The sequence below is a fragment of the Novosphingopyxis sp. YJ-S2-01 genome, assembly GCF_016093175.1.
GTDB lineage: Bacteria > Pseudomonadota > Alphaproteobacteria > Sphingomonadales > Sphingomonadaceae > Novosphingopyxis > Novosphingopyxis iocasae.
In genome coordinates, this window is the sequence record NZ_JAEDAI010000001.1 from 2,684,857 (window position 1) to 2,702,046 (window position 17,190).

At 63.4% G+C, this 17,190-nt stretch carries 17 protein-coding genes; 9 read left to right on the forward strand and 8 right to left on the reverse strand.

From position 1 onward, the window contains the following. Nucleotides 1–68: 68 nt before the first annotated feature. From I6A82_RS13180 to I6A82_RS13205, 6 genes are all read left to right on the forward strand, one after another. Complete coding sequence (locus I6A82_RS13180; protein WP_198095243.1) at nt 69–776, forward strand: CoA transferase subunit A; 708 nt, start codon at nt 69–71, stop codon at nt 774–776. Next, nucleotides 776–1,744, forward strand: coding sequence for a 5'-nucleotidase, lipoprotein e(P4) family (locus tag I6A82_RS13185; RefSeq protein WP_198095244.1), 969 nt, complete (start codon nt 776–778; stop codon nt 1,742–1,744). The genes I6A82_RS13180 and I6A82_RS13185 overlap by 1 nt, the downstream gene beginning before the upstream one ends. Continuing rightward, the gene (locus I6A82_RS13190) at nt 1,741–2,385 is read left to right on the forward strand and encodes a 3-oxoacid CoA-transferase subunit B (protein WP_198095245.1); all 645 of its coding nucleotides are present in this window, start codon (nt 1,741–1,743) and stop codon (nt 2,383–2,385) included. The genes I6A82_RS13185 and I6A82_RS13190 overlap by 4 nt, the downstream gene beginning before the upstream one ends. 147 nt (nt 2,386–2,532) lie before the next feature. Continuing rightward, nucleotides 2,533–3,933 carry a serine hydrolase domain-containing protein gene (locus tag I6A82_RS13195; RefSeq protein WP_198095246.1) on the forward strand — a complete coding sequence of 467 codons (1,401 nt, stop codon included), beginning with the start codon at nt 2,533–2,535 and terminating at the stop codon, nt 3,931–3,933. Continuing rightward, a complete protein-coding gene (locus I6A82_RS13200; protein WP_198095247.1) occupies nt 3,930–4,802 on the forward strand; it encodes an alpha/beta hydrolase in 873 nt (290 codons plus the stop codon). The genes I6A82_RS13195 and I6A82_RS13200 overlap by 4 nt, the downstream gene beginning before the upstream one ends. Nucleotides 4,803–5,711: 909 nt before the next feature. Continuing rightward, the gene (locus tag I6A82_RS13205; RefSeq protein ID WP_198095248.1) at nt 5,712–7,193 is read left to right on the forward strand and encodes a SulP family inorganic anion transporter; all 1,482 of its coding nucleotides are present in this window, start codon (nt 5,712–5,714) and stop codon (nt 7,191–7,193) included. Between the two features lie 7 nt (nt 7,194–7,200). On the opposite strand, the gene I6A82_RS13210 is transcribed toward I6A82_RS13205, so the two are convergent. Further along, a complete protein-coding gene (locus I6A82_RS13210) occupies nt 7,201–8,325 on the reverse strand; it encodes a DUF4236 domain-containing protein (RefSeq protein ID WP_198095249.1) in 1,125 nt (374 codons plus the stop codon). A gap of 92 nt (nt 8,326–8,417) precedes the next feature. On the opposite strand from I6A82_RS13210, the gene I6A82_RS13215 reads away from it, so the two are divergent. Then, on the forward strand, nt 8,418–9,029 hold the full coding sequence (locus I6A82_RS13215; RefSeq protein ID WP_198095250.1) for a glutathione S-transferase family protein: 612 nt from the start codon (nt 8,418–8,420) through the stop codon (nt 9,027–9,029). A gap of 407 nt (nt 9,030–9,436) precedes the next feature. After that, a complete protein-coding gene (locus I6A82_RS13220; protein ID WP_198095251.1) occupies nt 9,437–11,086 on the forward strand; it encodes a thiamine pyrophosphate-binding protein in 1,650 nt (549 codons plus the stop codon). A gap of 169 nt (nt 11,087–11,255) precedes the next feature. Here the strand turns inward: I6A82_RS13220 and I6A82_RS13225 are convergent, their stop codons facing one another. Both I6A82_RS13225 and I6A82_RS13230 read right to left on the reverse strand, forming a co-directional pair. Then, the gene (locus I6A82_RS13225; protein WP_198095252.1) at nt 11,256–11,438 is read right to left on the reverse strand and encodes a CsbD family protein; all 183 of its coding nucleotides are present in this window, start codon (nt 11,436–11,438) and stop codon (nt 11,256–11,258) included. A gap of 100 nt (nt 11,439–11,538) precedes the next feature. After that, on the reverse strand, nt 11,539–11,958 hold the full coding sequence (locus tag I6A82_RS13230; protein WP_198095253.1) for an EVE domain-containing protein: 420 nt from the start codon (nt 11,956–11,958) through the stop codon (nt 11,539–11,541). 32 nt (nt 11,959–11,990) lie between these two features. On the opposite strand from I6A82_RS13230, the gene I6A82_RS13235 reads away from it, so the two are divergent. Then, nucleotides 11,991–12,926, forward strand: a complete 936-nt coding sequence (locus tag I6A82_RS13235) for an isopenicillin N synthase family dioxygenase (protein ID WP_198095254.1) — start codon at nt 11,991–11,993, stop codon at nt 12,924–12,926. 81 nt (nt 12,927–13,007) lie between these two features. Here the strand turns inward: I6A82_RS13235 and I6A82_RS13240 are convergent, their stop codons facing one another. The 5 genes from I6A82_RS13240 to thrC form a co-directional block, all read right to left on the reverse strand. Then, on the reverse strand, nt 13,008–13,661 hold the full coding sequence (locus I6A82_RS13240) for a fasciclin domain-containing protein (RefSeq protein ID WP_198095255.1): 654 nt from the start codon (nt 13,659–13,661) through the stop codon (nt 13,008–13,010). Then, nucleotides 13,658–14,437: an SDR family oxidoreductase gene (locus I6A82_RS13245; protein ID WP_198095256.1), complete on the reverse strand. Its 780-nt coding sequence runs from the start codon at nt 14,435–14,437 to the stop codon at nt 13,658–13,660. The genes I6A82_RS13240 and I6A82_RS13245 overlap by 4 nt, the downstream gene beginning before the upstream one ends. Continuing rightward, complete coding sequence (locus I6A82_RS13250; protein ID WP_198095257.1) at nt 14,434–14,802, reverse strand: dihydroneopterin aldolase; 369 nt, start codon at nt 14,800–14,802, stop codon at nt 14,434–14,436. Before I6A82_RS13250 ends, I6A82_RS13245 begins: the two co-directional genes overlap by 4 nt. Nucleotides 14,803–14,894: 92 nt before the next feature. Then, the gene (locus I6A82_RS13255) at nt 14,895–15,770 is read right to left on the reverse strand and encodes a class I SAM-dependent methyltransferase (protein ID WP_198095258.1); all 876 of its coding nucleotides are present in this window, start codon (nt 15,768–15,770) and stop codon (nt 14,895–14,897) included. Continuing rightward, a complete protein-coding gene (thrC, locus tag I6A82_RS13260; protein WP_198095259.1) occupies nt 15,770–17,167 on the reverse strand; it encodes a threonine synthase in 1,398 nt (465 codons plus the stop codon). Before thrC ends, I6A82_RS13255 begins: the two co-directional genes overlap by 1 nt. Between the last annotated feature and the right edge of the window lie 23 nt (nt 17,168–17,190).

Consider the following 17,190-nt stretch of genomic DNA (forward strand, 5'->3'; position numbering starts at 1 on the left):
GCGTTGTTGACCCGCCCGCCTTTCCGCCTGTATCGCCTCCACCTGTAACGCCACAGCGGAGCTTTCCCATGCAGAAAATCTATCCCGATGCCGCCGCCGCCCTGGACGGCCTGTTGTTCGACGGCATGCAGATTTGCGCGGGCGGCTTCGGCCTTTGCGGTATCCCCGAGCGGCTGATCGACGCGATCCGCGATGCGGGCACGAAGGACCTCACCATCGCCAGCAACAATGCGGGCATCGACAATGAGGGCCTGGGCAAGCTGCTGCGCACGCGGCAGGTGAAGAAGATGATCAGCTCCTATGTCGGCGAGAACAAGGAGTTCGAACGCCAGTTCTTGGCCGGCGAGCTGGAGGTGGAGTTCTGCCCGCAGGGGACGCTGGCCGAACGCTGCCGCGCAGGCGGCGCGGGCATTCCCGGCTTCTACACCAAGACCGGCGTCGGCACGCAGGTGGCCGAGGGCAAGGAAGTGAAGACCTTCGACGGGCAGGATTACATCCTGGAGCGCGGCATTTTCGCCGATCTTGCCATCGTGAAGGGCTGGAAGGCGGACAAGGCGGGCAACCTCATGTTCCGCAAGACCGCGCGCAACTTCAACGCGCCGATGGCCACCGCGGGCAAGGTCTGCGTGGCCGAAGTGGAGGAAATCGTCGAAGTCGGCGAGCTGGACTCCGATTGCATCCACCTGCCCTCGATCTACGTGAACCGCATGATCGTCGGCGCGCCCTACGACAAGAAGATCGAGTTCGAGACCGTCCGCGAGCGCGAATACGCCTGATGCGCCGCGCTGCGCTTTCGCTGGCGGCGCTGGGCGCGGCCACGCTGCTGTCCGGCTGCGTCGCGGGCGCACTGCCCTATGCGGCCGAGGCGGTGGCGCGCAATATGGGGCAGCGCCAGCAGGCGGCCGCTGCGCCGCTGCTGCCCGAGGCTCCGCCCGTCGATCAGGCGCCCGATACGATGCGCTGGCTCTACGGCTCTGGCGAAGCCGCTGCGCTGTCGATCCAAGTCTTTCGCGGGCTGGCGGATTACGCGATCGCTGCTGCCGCTTCGAACCCCGCCGACAGCGTGATCCTGGCCGAAGGCGCGACACCGGACCTACCGCGCTTCGTGCCCTGCGGAAGCAAGCCCAAGGCCGCCGTGTTCGATGTGGACGAAACCGTCCTCATGAACCTCGGCTACGAATATTGGGCCACGAAGACGCGCCGCGGCTATGTATCCGAGGTGTGGGACGAGTGGGAGCGGACCGGTTATGATGCCGTCGCACCCGTCCCCGGCGCGGTCACTGCGCTGCGCCGCCTGCGCGACGCTGGCATCACCGTCGTCTTCAACACCAATCGCAAGGCTGCCAACGCCGCCTCTACCGAGCGCGCGCTGGTGAACGCCGGGCTCGGCCCCGCGGTGCATGGCGAAACGCTGTTCCTCAGCGGCGATGCGCCCGGCGGCAGCGCCAAGGACCCGCGCCGCGCGATCATCGCCAGCCGCTACTGCGTGATCGCGATGGGCGGCGACAATCTCGGTGACTTCTCGGACGCCTTCAACGCCAAGACGCTGGCGAGCGGCGCCCGCCGCGCACTGGCCGGTTCCGGCGCTCCGGCGCAGCGCCTGTGGGGCGAAGGCTGGTTCGTCCTGTCCAACCCCGTCTACGGCCCTTCTCTCGCCGGCAAACTGGACGAAACCTTCCCGGCCAATGTCCGCTGGGAACCCGCAACCACCACCACCCCGCCTTCATCCGGAGATACGCAATGACCTGGGACCGCAATCAGATGGCCGCGCGCGCCGCGAAGGAGCTGAAGGACGGCTATTACGTCAATCTGGGCATCGGCATCCCGACCCTGGTGGCGAACCATATTCCGGAGGGCGTCGAGGTGACGCTCCAGTCCGAAAACGGCATGCTCGGCATCGGCCCCTTCCCCTATAAGGAAGATATGGACGCGGACCTGATCAATGCGGGCAAGCAGACCATCAGCGAACTGCCGCAGTCGGTCTATTTCGGATCGGACCAGAGCTTCGCCATGATCCGCGGCGGGCATATCGACCTGACCGTGCTCGGCGCGATGGAAGTGGCCGAAAATGGCGACATCGCCAACTGGATGATCCCCGGCAAGATGATCAAGGGCATGGGCGGCGCGATGGACCTGGTCGCGGGCGTCAAGAAGATCATCGTGGTGATGGACCACAATGCCAAGGACGGCAGCCCGAAGTTCATTCCCGAATGCACCCTGCCGCTGACCGGCACCAATGTGGTGGACATGATCATCACCAACCTCGCCGTGTTCCAGCGGCCCGACCATGACAGCCCGTTCCAACTGATCGAGCTGGCACCGGGCGTAACGGCGGAGGAAGTTGCCGAAAAGACCACCGCGCGCTACACCCCCATGGAGGGGTGAGCGCCGGGCTCGGGGGAGCCGGCGCGGCTGGGAGTATCAAAGTGACGAAATCGTTGATCCGATGGAGCGGCGGCGCGATCCTGACGGTGGCGGCGCTCGTGCTGATCTACGAACTGGCGTACCGCGTCGGTTTTCTGGCCGGCTCTCTTGGCTGACGAAGCCGTTCCCGCCGGAGCCAGGGAGAGCGCGCCCTTCCGTCTGAACGCCCGCATGATCGCCTATGCGATTGCCGCGGCCGCGCTGCTCCTGGTTGCCTGGACCTTCTACCGGGCCTTCGCGCATCAGGATGAGGCATGGGCCCCGGTCGCCACCTCGGTGATCGGCAAGCCCCCGCCCCCGCTGCCCACCACGCCCGATCTCTGGCACGGGCGAATCGATTACAGGCTGATCGACCAGCGGCTGCAAACCCTTGCCGCCCAGCCCGAAATGGCGGGCCTTGCCGTTGCCATCGTAGAGGATGGCAAGCTGAGCTTCGTGAAGGGCTACGGCGTCACCGATTTCGAGACGAACACGCCGATCGCGCCGGGCACCGTTTTCCGCTGGGCATCGCTCTCCAAGGGCGTCGCGGGCACCATGGCGGCGCTGCTGGCGTCCGAGGGCAAGCTCTCGCTGAACGATACCGTCGCGCAATGGGGCAGCACGCTGCGCCTGCCGGGCGGCGCCGAACAGAAGCTGACCATCGGCCAGCTCCTGTCGCATCAGACGGGCCTCACCAAGAACGCCTATGACGGGCGGCTGGAGGGCGGCGCCAATCCGGCGGCGCTGCGCATGGGGCTTGCCGCCGCGCCGCAGCAATGCGCGCCGGGCACCTGCCACAGCTATCAGAATGTCGCCTTCGATGCGGCTAGCGAGATCGAGGGCAAGGCGGGCGGAAAGCTCTATGGCCAGCTCGTCGAGGAGAAGCTGTTCAAGCCGCTCGGCATGAAGCGCGCGGGCGTGGGCATGGACGCGCTGATCGGCTCCGAGAACTGGGCCAAGCCGCATCGCGGGCATCAGGAACGGCCAGTAGTGGAATCCTATTTCCGCGTGCCCGCCGCCGCGGGCGTCAGCTCCAGCATCCTCGATCTGGAACGCTGGATGGAAGCGCAGATGGGGCTGTGGCCCAAGGTGCTGAAACCCGCCGTGGTGCATGAGGCGCACCGCGTCTGGGTGCCCACGCACCGCGTCTATGCCGGACGCCTCGCCCGCGCGCTCGACGATCCGGGCTATGGTCTGGGCTGGCGCAGCTTCACCTATCAGGGGCACCTCCTGCAGGGGCATAGCGGCGCGGTGGACGGCTACCGATCCACCATGGTGTACGATCCCAAGGAAAAGACCGGCATCGTCATGCTGTGGAACAGCAATTGGGGCCGCCCCTTTGCCTTCCCGCTGGAGCTGTTCGACAATTATTACAGGATCGATCCAACCGACTGGCTCGATCTGCCGCCGGGTTCGACCATCCTGCCCGCGGGCGCCGCTCCCGCGCAGACGAACCCACAGGATATGGCGGCGGAAGACGTCCAGTCGGGCGATGTCGCCGAGGCTCCGGCACAGCGGAAAAAGCGGTGAAGACGCTGCGCCACTGGATCGGCGGTTTGTTGCTGCTCGCGACAACGGCATGCAGCGGGCCGGGCCTGCTCAACAGCGTTGACGGGATCACCGGCGGCGGATCGGGCGTGCACCGCGCGGCGGAGGGCCTTTCCTTCGGCAGCCACGGCCAGAAGCTCGACGTCTGGGTGCCCGATGGCACACCGCCTGCGAACGGCCGCCCCGTCCTCATCTTCTGGTATGGCGGCGGCTGGGCGGAGGGAAAGCGCCAGCAATATGGCTTCGCCGCCCGCGCCTTCGCCGATGAAGGCTTCACCGTGGTGCTGCCCGATTACCGGAAGGTGCCGGACGTGCGCTATCCCGCCTTTCTGGAGGACGGCGCCCAGGCGGTGGCCTGGACGCGCGACCATGCAGCCGATTTCGGCGGCGATCCCAACCGCATCGGCGTGGCCGGTCACAGCGCGGGGGCCTATATCGCGGTGATGCTGGCGCTCGATCCGCGCTGGACGGAGGCGGCGGGCGTGCCGGACGGCACGATCAAGGCGGGCGTCGGCCTCAGCGGACCTTACGACTTCTATCCGTTCGACCAGAAACGCTCGATCGACGCCTTCGCCGGGACGCCCGATCCCGAAAGCACCCAGCCGATCAACCAGGTAAGCGCGGGCGATCCCCCGCTGCTACTTGTCACCTCGACCGACGACACGGTGGTGCGGCCCTACAACGCCTATAATCTCGCCAAGGCGATGCGCGCGGCGGGCGTGCCGGTGGAGCTGAAGGATTATCCGGGCCTGACGCATGAGGAGGTAGCGATGGCGCTATCCACCACCTTCCGTGGCAAGGGGCCGGTGCTGTCCGACAGCGCGGCGTTTTTGAAGGCAAGGATGCCGTAAGTCGCGGGAGCGAATTCTGTTTGCCGCTTCCCTGTCCGCTGTCAGCGCTTTCTTTTTCGAAATCGGTCCGTGGGGAAACGTTTCCATTGCGGGCATATTGATTTTCTTATAGCGAAAACTGATGCGTTACTTATTCCTTTTCATTTGTGCTTGCATGACCGCGGGATGTGCAACGGCGAGATCAAGCGTTCTTGAATCGAGCAGCTTCACGCTAAGTCCCGAGATTTCAAGGTCTTTGGACCTGCGAGCTCGTAACGGTATCTCGACGCCGGAAAGTGCGACCATTATTTATATCGACAGCGTTGCAGTCCATCATACTTATAGTGAAGCAAGTACAATAGCTTGGCGAGACGATGCTGGACGCTGGCACTGGAGCCAAGCAAGTGAGCGCGGTCCCGGTGGGTTTCTCCCGATCCAACGAGAACTCGAGTATTTTAGGGAAAGAGACATTTCGGTTTCCCAAGGGCAAGCGCTCGACCGATTAATTCAGTCAAAAGAAATATATAAGCGGGAAGCTCAAACCTCGGGAAACATAGATGTTAGCGCGCCTATGCATTGGATGTCTGTCGTGTCACCATACGGGCAAGTTAACATCAACTGGAACGCTAGATTGGTCGGAGATCTCGGAGAAATCGCCGATATCTTGCTTGGCCAAGCCTAAACGTCCGCTTCCCACCCCAAGTTCAGTCATCGGGCGTAGTTCGCACCCCCGCCCGATAACGGACACTCAGTGCCGCCGGAAATTGCCAAGCGGCCTCCCCATCTTCGCGCAACCATAGCGATATGGCCCCCGGGTTGCCTTTCGCGCTCCCCGGCCTTAATAGTCCGCCACGCTGCACTGCAGCAAATCCGACATTTTGATGCCAGCGCGCCGGCCCGGTCTGCGCCTCAACGCTTTGCGAGTCCGATATGCCCATTCAGAACAACATCCGCCGCGACTGGCTGAGCAATCCGAAGACCGAGTTTCTCGCCGGCCTCGTCGTCGCGCTGGCCTTGATCCCGGAGGCGATCGGGTTCGCGATCATCGCCGGGGTCGACCCGCGCGTCGGGCTTTATGCCAGCTTCTCGATCGCGGTAATCATCAGCATCACCGGCGGGCGGCCCGGCATGATCAGCGCGGCCACCGCCGCCGTTGCCGTGCTCGTGCTTCCGCTGGTGCGCGATTACGGCGTAGAATATCTGTTCGCGGCCACGGTACTGATGGGCGTGTTTCAGGGCATCGCGGCGCTTTTGCGGCTCGATCTGCTGATGCGCTTCGTCTCCCGCTCGGTCATCACCGGCTTCGTCAATGCGCTCGCCATCCTCATTTTCATGGCGCAGCTGCCGCAACTGACGGGCGTGGGCTGGGAAACCTATGCCATGGTGCTCGCCGGCCTCGCCATTATCTACGGCCTGCCGCGCATCACCAGCGTCGTGCCCGCTCCGCTCGCCGCGATCGTGCTGCTCGCCGTCGTCGCCGTCCTCTTCAACGTCGACGTGTTTACCGTCGGCGATATGGGCGCGCTGCCCGACAGCATCCCGTTGCTGCACATCCCCGAGGTGCCGTTCACCTTCGAAACGCTGCGCATCATCGCGCCCTATTCGCTCGCCATGGCCGCCGTCGGCTTGCTCGAATCGCTGCTGACCGCCTCGATCGTTGACGACATGACGGAGACGCGCAGCGACAAGCGGCGCGAGACGCTGGGCCAGGGCATCTCCAACTTCTTCACCGGCTGGATCGGCGGCATGGGGGGTTGCGCCATGATCGGCCAGTCGGTCATCAATGTGAAGTCCGGCGGCCGCCGCCGCCTTTCCACCTTTGTGGCGGGCGCCATGCTGCTGTTCCTGATCGTCGTGCTGGGCCCCTGGGTCGCCCGAGTACCGATGCCCGCGCTCGTCGCCGTGATGATCTTCGTCTCGATCAGCACCTTCCGCTGGCAGAGCTTCCTCGAAATCCGCCACCATCCCTGGCAGTCCACCACCGTCATGCTGGCGACCGTCATCACCGTGGTCTGGACGCACGATCTGTCCATCGGCGTGCTGGTCGGCGTGCTGCTGAGCGGCATCTTCTTCGCCGGCAAGGTGCGCGAGCTGATGACCATCACCAGCGAGCGGGAGGGCGCCACGCGCCGCTACACCCTCACCGGCCAGATCTTCTTCGCCAGCGCGGACCGCGTAACCGAGGCGGCCTATTTCAATGAGGACGGCGTGGACAATGTCGTGATCGACGTCACCCACGCGCATTTCTGGGACATCAGCTCCACCGGCGCGCTGGACAAGGTGGTGCTGCGGCTACGCGCCGAGGGCAAGAATGTGGAGGTGATCGGCCTCAACGAAGCCAGCGCGACGATGGTGGAAAAGTTCGGCGAGCACGACAAGCCGTTCAAGAGTTTGGGTACAGTTGGGCATTGAGGTCAGGTCAAGTCAAACGCGGCGCGTCTAATTGAGTTTTACTCGAACCGTTCGACACGCCAAGTTTTCCAATCGCCGCTGCCAGAGGCGCCATGATCCCGTTCTTCGAGAATTGCAAAAGCTCGTTCAGTCCATTATCGCTGCTTAGATAAACGCTTTCATATAAACAAATCGGTATTTCCCGATTGTCTTTGAAACGCCTATCAGGCCCTCCGCTTTTGTTGGGATGCTTCCAAGTACGTCCGACAATCTGCGTGTCGGAGGGCACGACGCCCTCTTCGATAAAATTTGAGTCTTCCCATCGAATTTTTAGGCGATCGTAAGGCACAGCCCCAACACTACGATCGTGAACCACCAATAGAAAATCCGGCAACAGATAAAGATACTCTTTTCCGCTCTTTATAAAAGGCGGCGTGATGTTACTTTTTATTACTCTTGGTAAAGAGTACCCTAATTCCGTTAGCCGCTTGTCCACCAAGTGGCTTGCGCCCGCGTTTCTTTTCCAAGTGTGAATGTCTTGTACGGCACCACCCGAATCGACATGCCAACAGCCTTCACAGGCTGCCAGCGCGTCGAAACGCTCGGTCATCTTACCGTAGTCCTCAGCAGCATCGTGGTCGAGTTCATACATTAACACTGACGTTCTTTTCACATCATCGAAAAAAGTTCCCGCTACAATTCCTACCAATATGAGAACAAGGCCAAATATGAAAGCTGGCGCGCCCGCTGTTATTGCTAGTAAGAAGGCGATCCCCGCAGCTGACCAACCGAGTACCGCCTTGATCGATGTCGACCGTTGCTTTTCATTCAGCTCATTGAGTAGATTGGAAAAGCGAGAATCTTCCATTTGCAGAACGTTTACAGACGAGACGTTGATCATCTCGACCTTTTGCTCATTGAAGCTTGGGGCAGGCGATTTTGGTGCTGGCTTGATCTCGAAATTCTGCTTGCGGCCATTTCGAGGTATTGACGCGCGATAATACAGGCCGCCGCGACCTGCATGAATGTAGTGGCCGCGAGGCCCCGTTCCTACACGAAAGCCTTTGACACCAGTCGAAACGCCGATGCCGCTTTTCGATAAGTTAAAGCGAAATGGACCGGCTTTCACCGATTTGCGAATATAGAACGGCAAGCGAATCTCCCCCCTTGGCATTACTGCCTGGCGACAGATTGCTTCGTGCTTACGTTAGCGACAAGCAAAACCTAACTTGCAAGGAGACTACCATGATCACCCTTCACCATCTGCGCATCTCGCGCTCTTCGCGCATCATCTGGCTGCTGGAGGAGATGGGTGCCAACTATGAGCTGAAATGCTATGACCGGACGCCGGAATTCCGCGCGCCGCCGGAGCTGGCCGAAGTTCATCCGCTGGGCAAGGCGCCGACAGTGGAGGTCGACGGCCGGGTGATGGTGGAGAGCGGCGCGATCATCGAATATCTGGTCGAGCGCCATGGCGGCGGCAAGCTGACGCCGCCGGACGATTGCCGCGCCGAATATCTGGAATGGCTGCATTTCGCCGAAGGCACGCTGGCGATGCCGCTGATCCTCAATTCGCTGGAGCCCATGTTCGGCGGCTATAGCGACCGGTTGAAGGGGTTCGTTTCGGCCGAAGTGACGAAGCAGCTCGATTATCTCGAAGATCACATGAAGGATCGGGACTGGTTGCTCGGCGATGTCTTCACCGGCGCGGACGTGAACATGGGCTATCTAGCCGAGCATATGCACGCGACCGGCCTCTTGAAGGATCGCCCGGCGCTCTCCGCCTATCGCGAACGCATGATCGCGCGCCCGGCTTATCAGACCATGCTGGACAAGGGCGGCCCGCTGCGTCCGTAAGCGAGAGAGAACAGCCCTTCCTTCCCCCTGGATGGGGGAAGGATACGAAGCCTTGCCCGCTTGCTGGCTAGGCGCAGTTGGACGGGGGTGGAGCCCCACTGAGCGACCGCTGGCGCAAATACCAACGTCATTGCGAGGCGCCCGTAGGGCAACGAAGCAATCCAGAGCGTATGCAGCGCCATGACGGCCCTGGATTGCCGCGTCGCTACGCTCCTCGCAATGACGAGGTGATCGAGGCCTTGCTTGGCTCTCCCCTTCCAAAGTAGGAATTTGTCTGTCACTCCCGACAGCATGACCCACCGTCCTTCCCTCCTCCCGCCTTTTCGCGCCGCGCCGCGGGCGGTTTGCGGGAAGGCAGAAAAACGCATCAGGACAGTGTGAAGCACTGTGAAGCACCGGAGACCCCTATGACCCGCACCGGCGGCCAGATCCTCGTCGACCAGCTTGCCATCCAGGGCTGCGATCGGCTGTTCACCGTACCCGGCGAAAGCTTCCTCGCGGTGCTGGACGCGCTGCACGGGCAGGACGCGATCGAAACCGTGGTGTGCCGTCAGGAGGGCGGCGCGGCGTTCATGGCGTGCGCGGACGGCGCGATGACGGGGCGGCCCGGCATCGCCTTCGCCACCCGCGGCCCGGGCGCCACCAACGCCTCGATCGGCGTCCATGTGGCCATGCAGGACAGCCAGCCGATGATCCTGTTCATCGGCGATGTGGACCGTAAGATGCGCGGGCGCGAGGGCTTTCAGGAAATCGACTTCCCGGCCATGTTCGCGCCCATGGCCAAATGGGCCGCGCGGATCGAGAGTGCGGCGCGCATTCCGGAGTTCGTCGCCAAGGCCTATGCCGTCGCCACATCGGGCCGCCCCGGCCCCGTGGTGCTCGCGCTGCCCGAGGACATGCTGCGCGACGAGGTGGAAGCGATCGACCGTCCGCTCGTCCAGCCGCCCACCCAGCCGCTCTGCGCCGAGGCGATGATGGCGCTGGTCGATACCATCCGCGACGCGACCGATCCGGTCTGCATCGTCGGCGGCGCGGGCTGGAACGCCAAGGCACGCCACTACTTCGCCGAATGGGCCGAACGGCTGGGCCTGCCCGTCGCTTGCGCCTTTCGCCGTCAGGACGCGATCGACTGGCAGAGCCCGGTCTATGCCGGCAATCTGGGCTACGGCCCCAATCCGAAGCTGGTGGAGCGTGTGAAAGCGGCAGACCTCGTCATCGCGGTCGGCGCGCGGCTGGGCGAGGCGACGACCGATGGCTATGAACTGATCACGCCCGACCATCCGGACCAGATCCTGGTCCATATCCATCCCGATCCGGACGAGCTGAACAGCGTCTACCGCGCGGACCTGCCAATCTGCGCGGCGATGGACGAATTCGCCGAGCAGGCCGCCTTGTGGGAGGACGATCTGCTCAGCTTCGATGCGGGCAAGGCCGCGCATGACGAATGGCTCGCCTGGAACGAACCGGAGGCTAATGACGCAGCGCTGGACCTCGGCCTGGGCGTCAAGGCGATGCGCGAGAGCTGGCCGGCGGATACCATTATCTGCAACGGCGCGGGCAACTTCTCCGGCTGGTGGCACCGTTTCTGGCGCTATGGCGACATGCCGAGCCAGCTTGCGCCGACCGCGGGCGCGATGGGTTATGGAGTCCCCGCTGCCGTCGCTGCCGCGCTGCGTTTTCCGGAACGCGCCGTGGTCGCGGTGGCGGGAGACGGCGACTTCCTGATGAACGGTCAGGAGCTGGCGACCGCTGCGCAATATGGCGCGAACCTCACCGTCATCGTGGTCGATAACGGCAATTACGGCACCATCCGCATGCATCAGGAGCGCGAATATCCAGGCCGCGTTTCAGGCACACAATTGACCAATCCCGACTTCGCGGCCTTCGGCGCCGCATTCGGTGCGCAGACATGGACAGCAGAAACCACCGACGCCTTCGTCGAGGCGCTGGAAGCCGCACGGGCGGCGAGCGGCCTGCGGCTGATCCACGCCAATACAGATATTGAGAAGTTGAGCGCCGGCGGAGCCACAGTAAGCGGGCTGCGGGCACGCGCCTAGCGCTCGTACCGTTCGCGGATAACCAGACCAGGCACGACATCCACACCTAAATCGGCAGGACCGCGCCCCTACCGGTAGCCAAGACTTCTGACGAACCCGAAGGACGCGAGCCTGAACGAAAAAAGCCGCCCCAGATGGAGCGGCTTTCTTCGAGACATTTCTCAGCCGATCAAATGTCGTCGCCGAGCTTGCCCTTCACTTCGCCCTTGAACTGCTGGCCCTTGCCCTGGGCCTGCTGTGCATTGCCTTCGGCTTCCATTTCCCGGTCGTTCGTCGCCTTGCCAACGGCGCTCTTGACCTTGCCGGCAGCCTCGTTGGCGTTGCCTTTGATCTTGTCGGTCAGTTCACCCATGGGGAAAATCCTTTCTCTCTCTGGATCACGTCGATCCATGTCAAAAAAAACGTCGATCTTTCCCCTTTGTTCCCGGTTTGCGGCCAACGGTTTGTCGCATTTATCCCCGGTTCTCCGCCATCCTCAGGATGATTTCCCATTCCTTCGCGCGAACCGGCGCTACCGAAAGACGCGACTGGCGGATGATCGCCAGATCGGACAGCGCGCCCTCCCCCTTCATCGCTTTCAAGGTCACCGATCGGGCCAGTTTGCGCACCGGCTCCACGCGTACCGCGGGCCACTTGCCACTCTCGTCGGTGGGATCGTCGAACGCCGCTTCGCTCACCTTCATGATGCCCACCGCCGCGGGCTGAGAGATCGCGCTGTGGTAGAAGAACGCTTCGTCGCCAACCTCCATCGCGCGCAGGTTGTTCGCAGCCTGATGATTGCGCACACCCTCCCAAATGGCAGAACCGTTCTCCACCAGATCGTCCCAGCCATATTCGTCGGGCTCAGACTTCAGGAGCCAAAATTGGGGCATGATTCAATCCTTCGATTTGCTATGGCGCGGCGATGACACAGATACCGCTGATTTCGCTCGATACACTGGATGCCGACGCGCTGGGACAGGCGCTTGGTGACAGTTTCCACCGCTTCGGCTTCGCCATGGTCAAGGATCATGGGCTGGACGCGCAGCTGGTGGAGAAAGCCTGGGACCTGACGGAACGCCTTTATGAGCAGGAAGATGCGGAAAAGCGCAAGTTTCACGATCCCGCAATCGGCGGCGCGCGCGGCTATACTCCCTTCAAGACGGAAATCGCCAAGGGCGCGGCACATCACGATCTCAAGGAGTTCTGGCATATCGGGCGTGAGCTGCCCGAAGGGCATCGGCTGGCAGGTTCGATGCCGCCCAATATCTGGCCGGATCGTCCGGACGGCTTCCGCCAGACGTTCGAGACGCTGTTCGCGGACATGGACGCGGTCGGCGCGCGTATCCTCACCTCGATCGCGCGCTATCTCGATCTGCCTGCCGACTGGTTCGACGACGCGATCGAGGACGGCAACAGCGTCCTGCGCTTACTGCATTATCCGCCCATCGAGGGCGATCCCGAAGGTGCGATCCGCGCAGGCGCGCATGAGGACATCAACCTCATCACGCTGCTTCTCGGTGCCGAAGAAGCAGGCCTGGAAATTCTCGGCAAAGATGGGGAATGGATCGCGGTCGATCCGCCCGAAGGCGCACTGGTAGTGAATGTCGGCGACATGCTGCAGCGGCTCACCAACCACGTCCTGCCCTCGACCACGCACCGCGTGCGCAACCCCAGCGGTGAGCGCGCGCATCACCACCGCTATTCGATGCCCTTCTTCCTGCATGCGCGCTCGGACTTCGCAATCGAGACGCTGCCCGGCTGCATCAGCGAGGATCGGCCCAATCGCTATCCCGATCCGATTACGGCAGACGAATATCTGCAACAGCGCCTGCGCGAAATCGGGCTGATCAAGGCGTAAAGGCGGAGCCCAAGCCCAACAGATTGCCTGCGCGGGGGTCGGCCAAAAACTGAACGAGCTGCTGGCCCCCGTCCGTCAGGACTAAAGCACGCTTTCCAGGGCATGCACGACGCCGTTTGTCGCTTCCATATCGGTAGCGGTCACCAGAGACGTGCCGCCGCCTTCCTCGCTCACCTGAAGCTCGTTCGTTGCTTCGCTGGGCACGGCTTCGGGCACGTCCGCCTCGCCCGCAGGCGGCGCTCCTGCCGTATTGAGATCGGTGCGCGTGACAGTCATCACCTTGCCCGCGAGCGTGCGGAACTGTGCGGGTTGACCCGTCTGCCCGGCGCGGCGGATTGCTTCCGAAAGATCGCGCGCACTGGCTCTCCCCACCAGGATATGGGCAGCCACGAACGCGGCGAGTGCCGGACGTTGCGCCGGATCGAGCAGCGCCTTGCGTCGCTCCTCGCTCAGCTTGTCGAAGGCGCTGTCGGTCGGCGCAAACACGGTGACCGGTGCCTTGCCGGTCAGCCGCGGCGTGAGCCCGGATCGACGGACAAGATCCGCAAAAATAGTAAAATCGGGGTGCTGCCGCAGCGTCGCGAGCGCATCCACAATCTTGATTTCGTGGACCACCGGCGTGACGACATCCTTGTCCTTGGGCTGCGCATTGGCGCCGCTGCCCGCCTCGATCGGGTCTCCGCCGCAAGATGCCAGCGCGCAGGCCCCAACCATCAGCAGAAACGCGCCTTTCATGACGGCTTCATATGCACGAAATCGCGCGTAAAATGAGTAAGATGCGCGCCGCCATCGACGAAGATCGTCTGTCCGGTCACCGCCCGTGCGCGCGCCAGATAGAAAACCGCCTGCGCAATATCCTCCGGATCGGGCAGCACCCCGAGCGGCATCTTGCCGGCGATATAATTGAGCTGCCCCTCCTCATAATCATCCGTCGGCAGGACGAGGCCGGGTGCCACTCCGCCGACGCGTGCGCGCGCGCCGAATTGTACCGCCAGCGTGCGCACCGATTCGGCCAGCGCCTGTTTGGACAAGGTGTAGCTGAGCTGATCCCGGTTGGGATTGCGCACACGCTGATCGAGGATGTGGACGATACACGGGGTGCTATCGTCCGGCGCAGCCTTCACCAGCGCGCGGGCGAGCAGCACCGGCGCATAGAGGTTCACCGCGAACAGATCGTCCAGATGGTCCACCTCGATATCGGTCCAGTCATCGTCTTCGAAACGCGACACGCTGTTGACGAGCAGGTCCGGCGCGCGGCCGAAATGCGTTGTCACCTGCCCTATCAGGGCCTCGGTCTCTTCGGTTACGGAAAGGTCGCAGTCGAAAAGCTTCCAGTCGGTTTCTTCGTCCTTCAGCACCGCCGCCAGATCGTCCTCCGGGTCGCTGCCGCTATGGCTGGTGAGCGCCAGTGCATAGCCCTCCCGCGCCAGCCGCGCCGCGATCGCTGCGCCCACGCGCTTGGTGCCGCCCGTTACAATGGCAAGCGGAGCTGCTCGGACTTCGCTGCTCATTTGCGCACCCTCTCCATGGTGATGCCGATCGCCTCGCCCGCTTCTGCGATGGCAAGCTTGATGATCTTCACCTTCACCCGCTCCACACGCTCGTCCCCTTCCATCACACGGTCGATGATATAGTCCGCGACGGCCTCCACCAGCGTGAAATGCACGCCCTTGGGCAGCTCAGTCGCCGCCTCGCGAAGGTCCATATAGTTTTTGGAGGCGGACAGCGGTGTGGCGGGCTCGTAATGCGGATGGATCGCCAGGTCCGCACTGATCGAGATGCGCAGCGGCTGCGGCAGGTGCGTTTCCTGGCTGTAGATGCCGGTCAGCACATCCACGTCGAGATCATGCACTTCAAGGGTGAGGCGGTCAGTCAAGGATTACCCGTTCGGATGGCGGTTGACGAAGCGCCACCGCTTAGCCGTTCGGGCCCGGTTTTGAAACTCGCTTCACCACCTTCTGAAAGGCTTCAGTCCCGGCTCCACCGCGCGAAGATGGCGGTCGGCAACAGCCGCCCCCTCGCCTCTTCGCGCACCGCGAGTTCGCCAAATTCCACCTTGCCGGGAAGATCACCGAAATGATCCTGCATCAGCCCGCCAATGGCGAGCGCGGACATGCGCACCGCATAAACGGTGAGGAAGCAGAAGCGGCTGTCCGCATCCAGCAGCGCGCGGCAATCGGCGATCAGGCCGGGCAGGCCTTCTTCCAACTGCCACACTTCGCCGCCCGGCCCCCGGCCATATTTGGGCGGATCGAGGATGATCCCGTCATAGCGCCGCCCGCGCCGCACTTCACGCGCAGCGAACTTGGCGGCGTCCTCGACGATCCAGCGGACGGGCCGGTCTTCCATGCCGGACAGCGCGGCATTCTCGCGCGCGGCCTTCACCGATTTCTTGGACGCATCGACATGCACCATGCGCGCGCCCGCGGCGGACAGCGCAAGCGTGCCGACACCGGTATAGCCGAACATGTTCAGGCATTCCGGATCGGCCTTGTCCGCGATGCGCGCACGCATCCAGTGCCACACCGGCGCCATGTCCGGGAAATAGCCGAGATGGCGAAACGGCGTGCAGTGCGCGGCGAAACGGACCTCTTCCCAGCCGAGCGTCCATTCGCCCGAGGCCTTGCCCCCGTGATGCTCCCAGCGTCCGCCGCCATCCTCGTCCGCGCCGGGCACGAACTCTGCATCGGCAGGCCAATCCTCCCCCGCCGGTGCCCACAGCGCCTGCGGCTCCGGGCGGATCACGCGGACGTCGCCATAGGCCTCCCATTTGCGACCACCGCCGCTGTCGAGCAGCCGGTAATCGCCGCGCGGCTCGGAGATCATTGTCAAAAAGTCGGCCATTAGACGGACGGCACGGCCTTGCCGGTGATGAAATCCTTCACCGCGTCATAGTCGGCGGGCAGGATATCGAAGCGCTCCTCTCGCTCGAACAGGTGGCCGACGCGGCCCGGCAGCGCGGGACGCACGCCCGTGGCACGCTCAACCGCCTCGCGGAACTTCGCGGGATGCGCGGTCGCCAGCGTCACCACCGGCACACCGTCCGGCAGATCGGCAGCGCGCGCGGCCTGGAGGCCGGCGGCGGTGTGCGGATCGATCAGCTCGCCGCAATGTTCCTGCGCCCAGCGCATCGCCATGGCCATATCGTCTCCGTCCGCACGCGCGGAGGAGAAGAGCGCGGCCTTTTCCAGCAGATCGGCACCGATCGCCATCTTCCCGCTGCCGTCGAAATCGGCCATGCGCGCCTTGGTCTTCCCGCCGTCGCGACCCTCCATATCGAACAGCAGCCGTTCGAAATTGCTGGCGATCTGGATGTCCATGGACGGCGCGACGGTGGCCTGCACGTCGCCCTTCGAGTAGTCGCCGCTCGAAAAGGCGCGGTGCATGATGTCGTTGGCGTTGGTTGCGACGATGATGCGCTCCACCGGCAGGCCCATTTGCGCTGCGGCATAGCCGGCGAACGCATCGCCGAAATTGCCGGTCGGCACGGAAAAGGCGATGCGCCGATGCGGCGCGCCCAGCTGAACGGCGGCCCAGACATAATAGACGATCTGCGCCATCAGCCGCGCCCAGTTGATCGAATTGACCGCCGAGATGGTGAACTTCGCGCGCATGTCCTCATCGCCGAAGACGCGCTTCACCATCGCCTGCGCATCGTCGAAGCTGCCCTGGATCGCGATATTGTGGACATTGGGCGCGTGGATCGTCGTCATCTGGCGGCGCTGCACGTCGGTGATCCGCTCATGCGGATGCAGCATGAAAATCTCGATATTCTCGCGGCCTGCCAGCGCCTGAATGGCCGCGGAGCCAGTATCGCCGGACGTCGCGCCGACGATGGTCAGCGCCTTGCCGCTGCGCGCCAGGAAGGTCTCGAACAGGCCGCCCAGCATCTGCAGCGCCACGTCCTTGAAGGCCAGCGTGGGGCCGTGAAACAGCTCCAGCAGCCACTGCCGCCCGTCGAGCTGCTTCAGCGGCGTGACCGCATCATGCGCAAAACCGGAATAGGCTTCGGTTGCCAGCGCCCGCAGTTCCTCTTCGGTAAGCGCATCGCCAGTGAACGCGCCCATGACGCGCACCGCGGTTTCGATATAGGATAGGCCGTGCAGCGCTTCGAAATCGGCCGCGCTCCATTTTGGCCATGTGCGCGGGACATAGAGTCCCCCATCGCTCGCGAGCCCCGCCAGCGTCACCTGCTCGAAATCGAGCGCCGGTGCGCTCCCTCTGGTGCTGATATAGTCCATGCGCGCCGGACTAGCCCCGACTC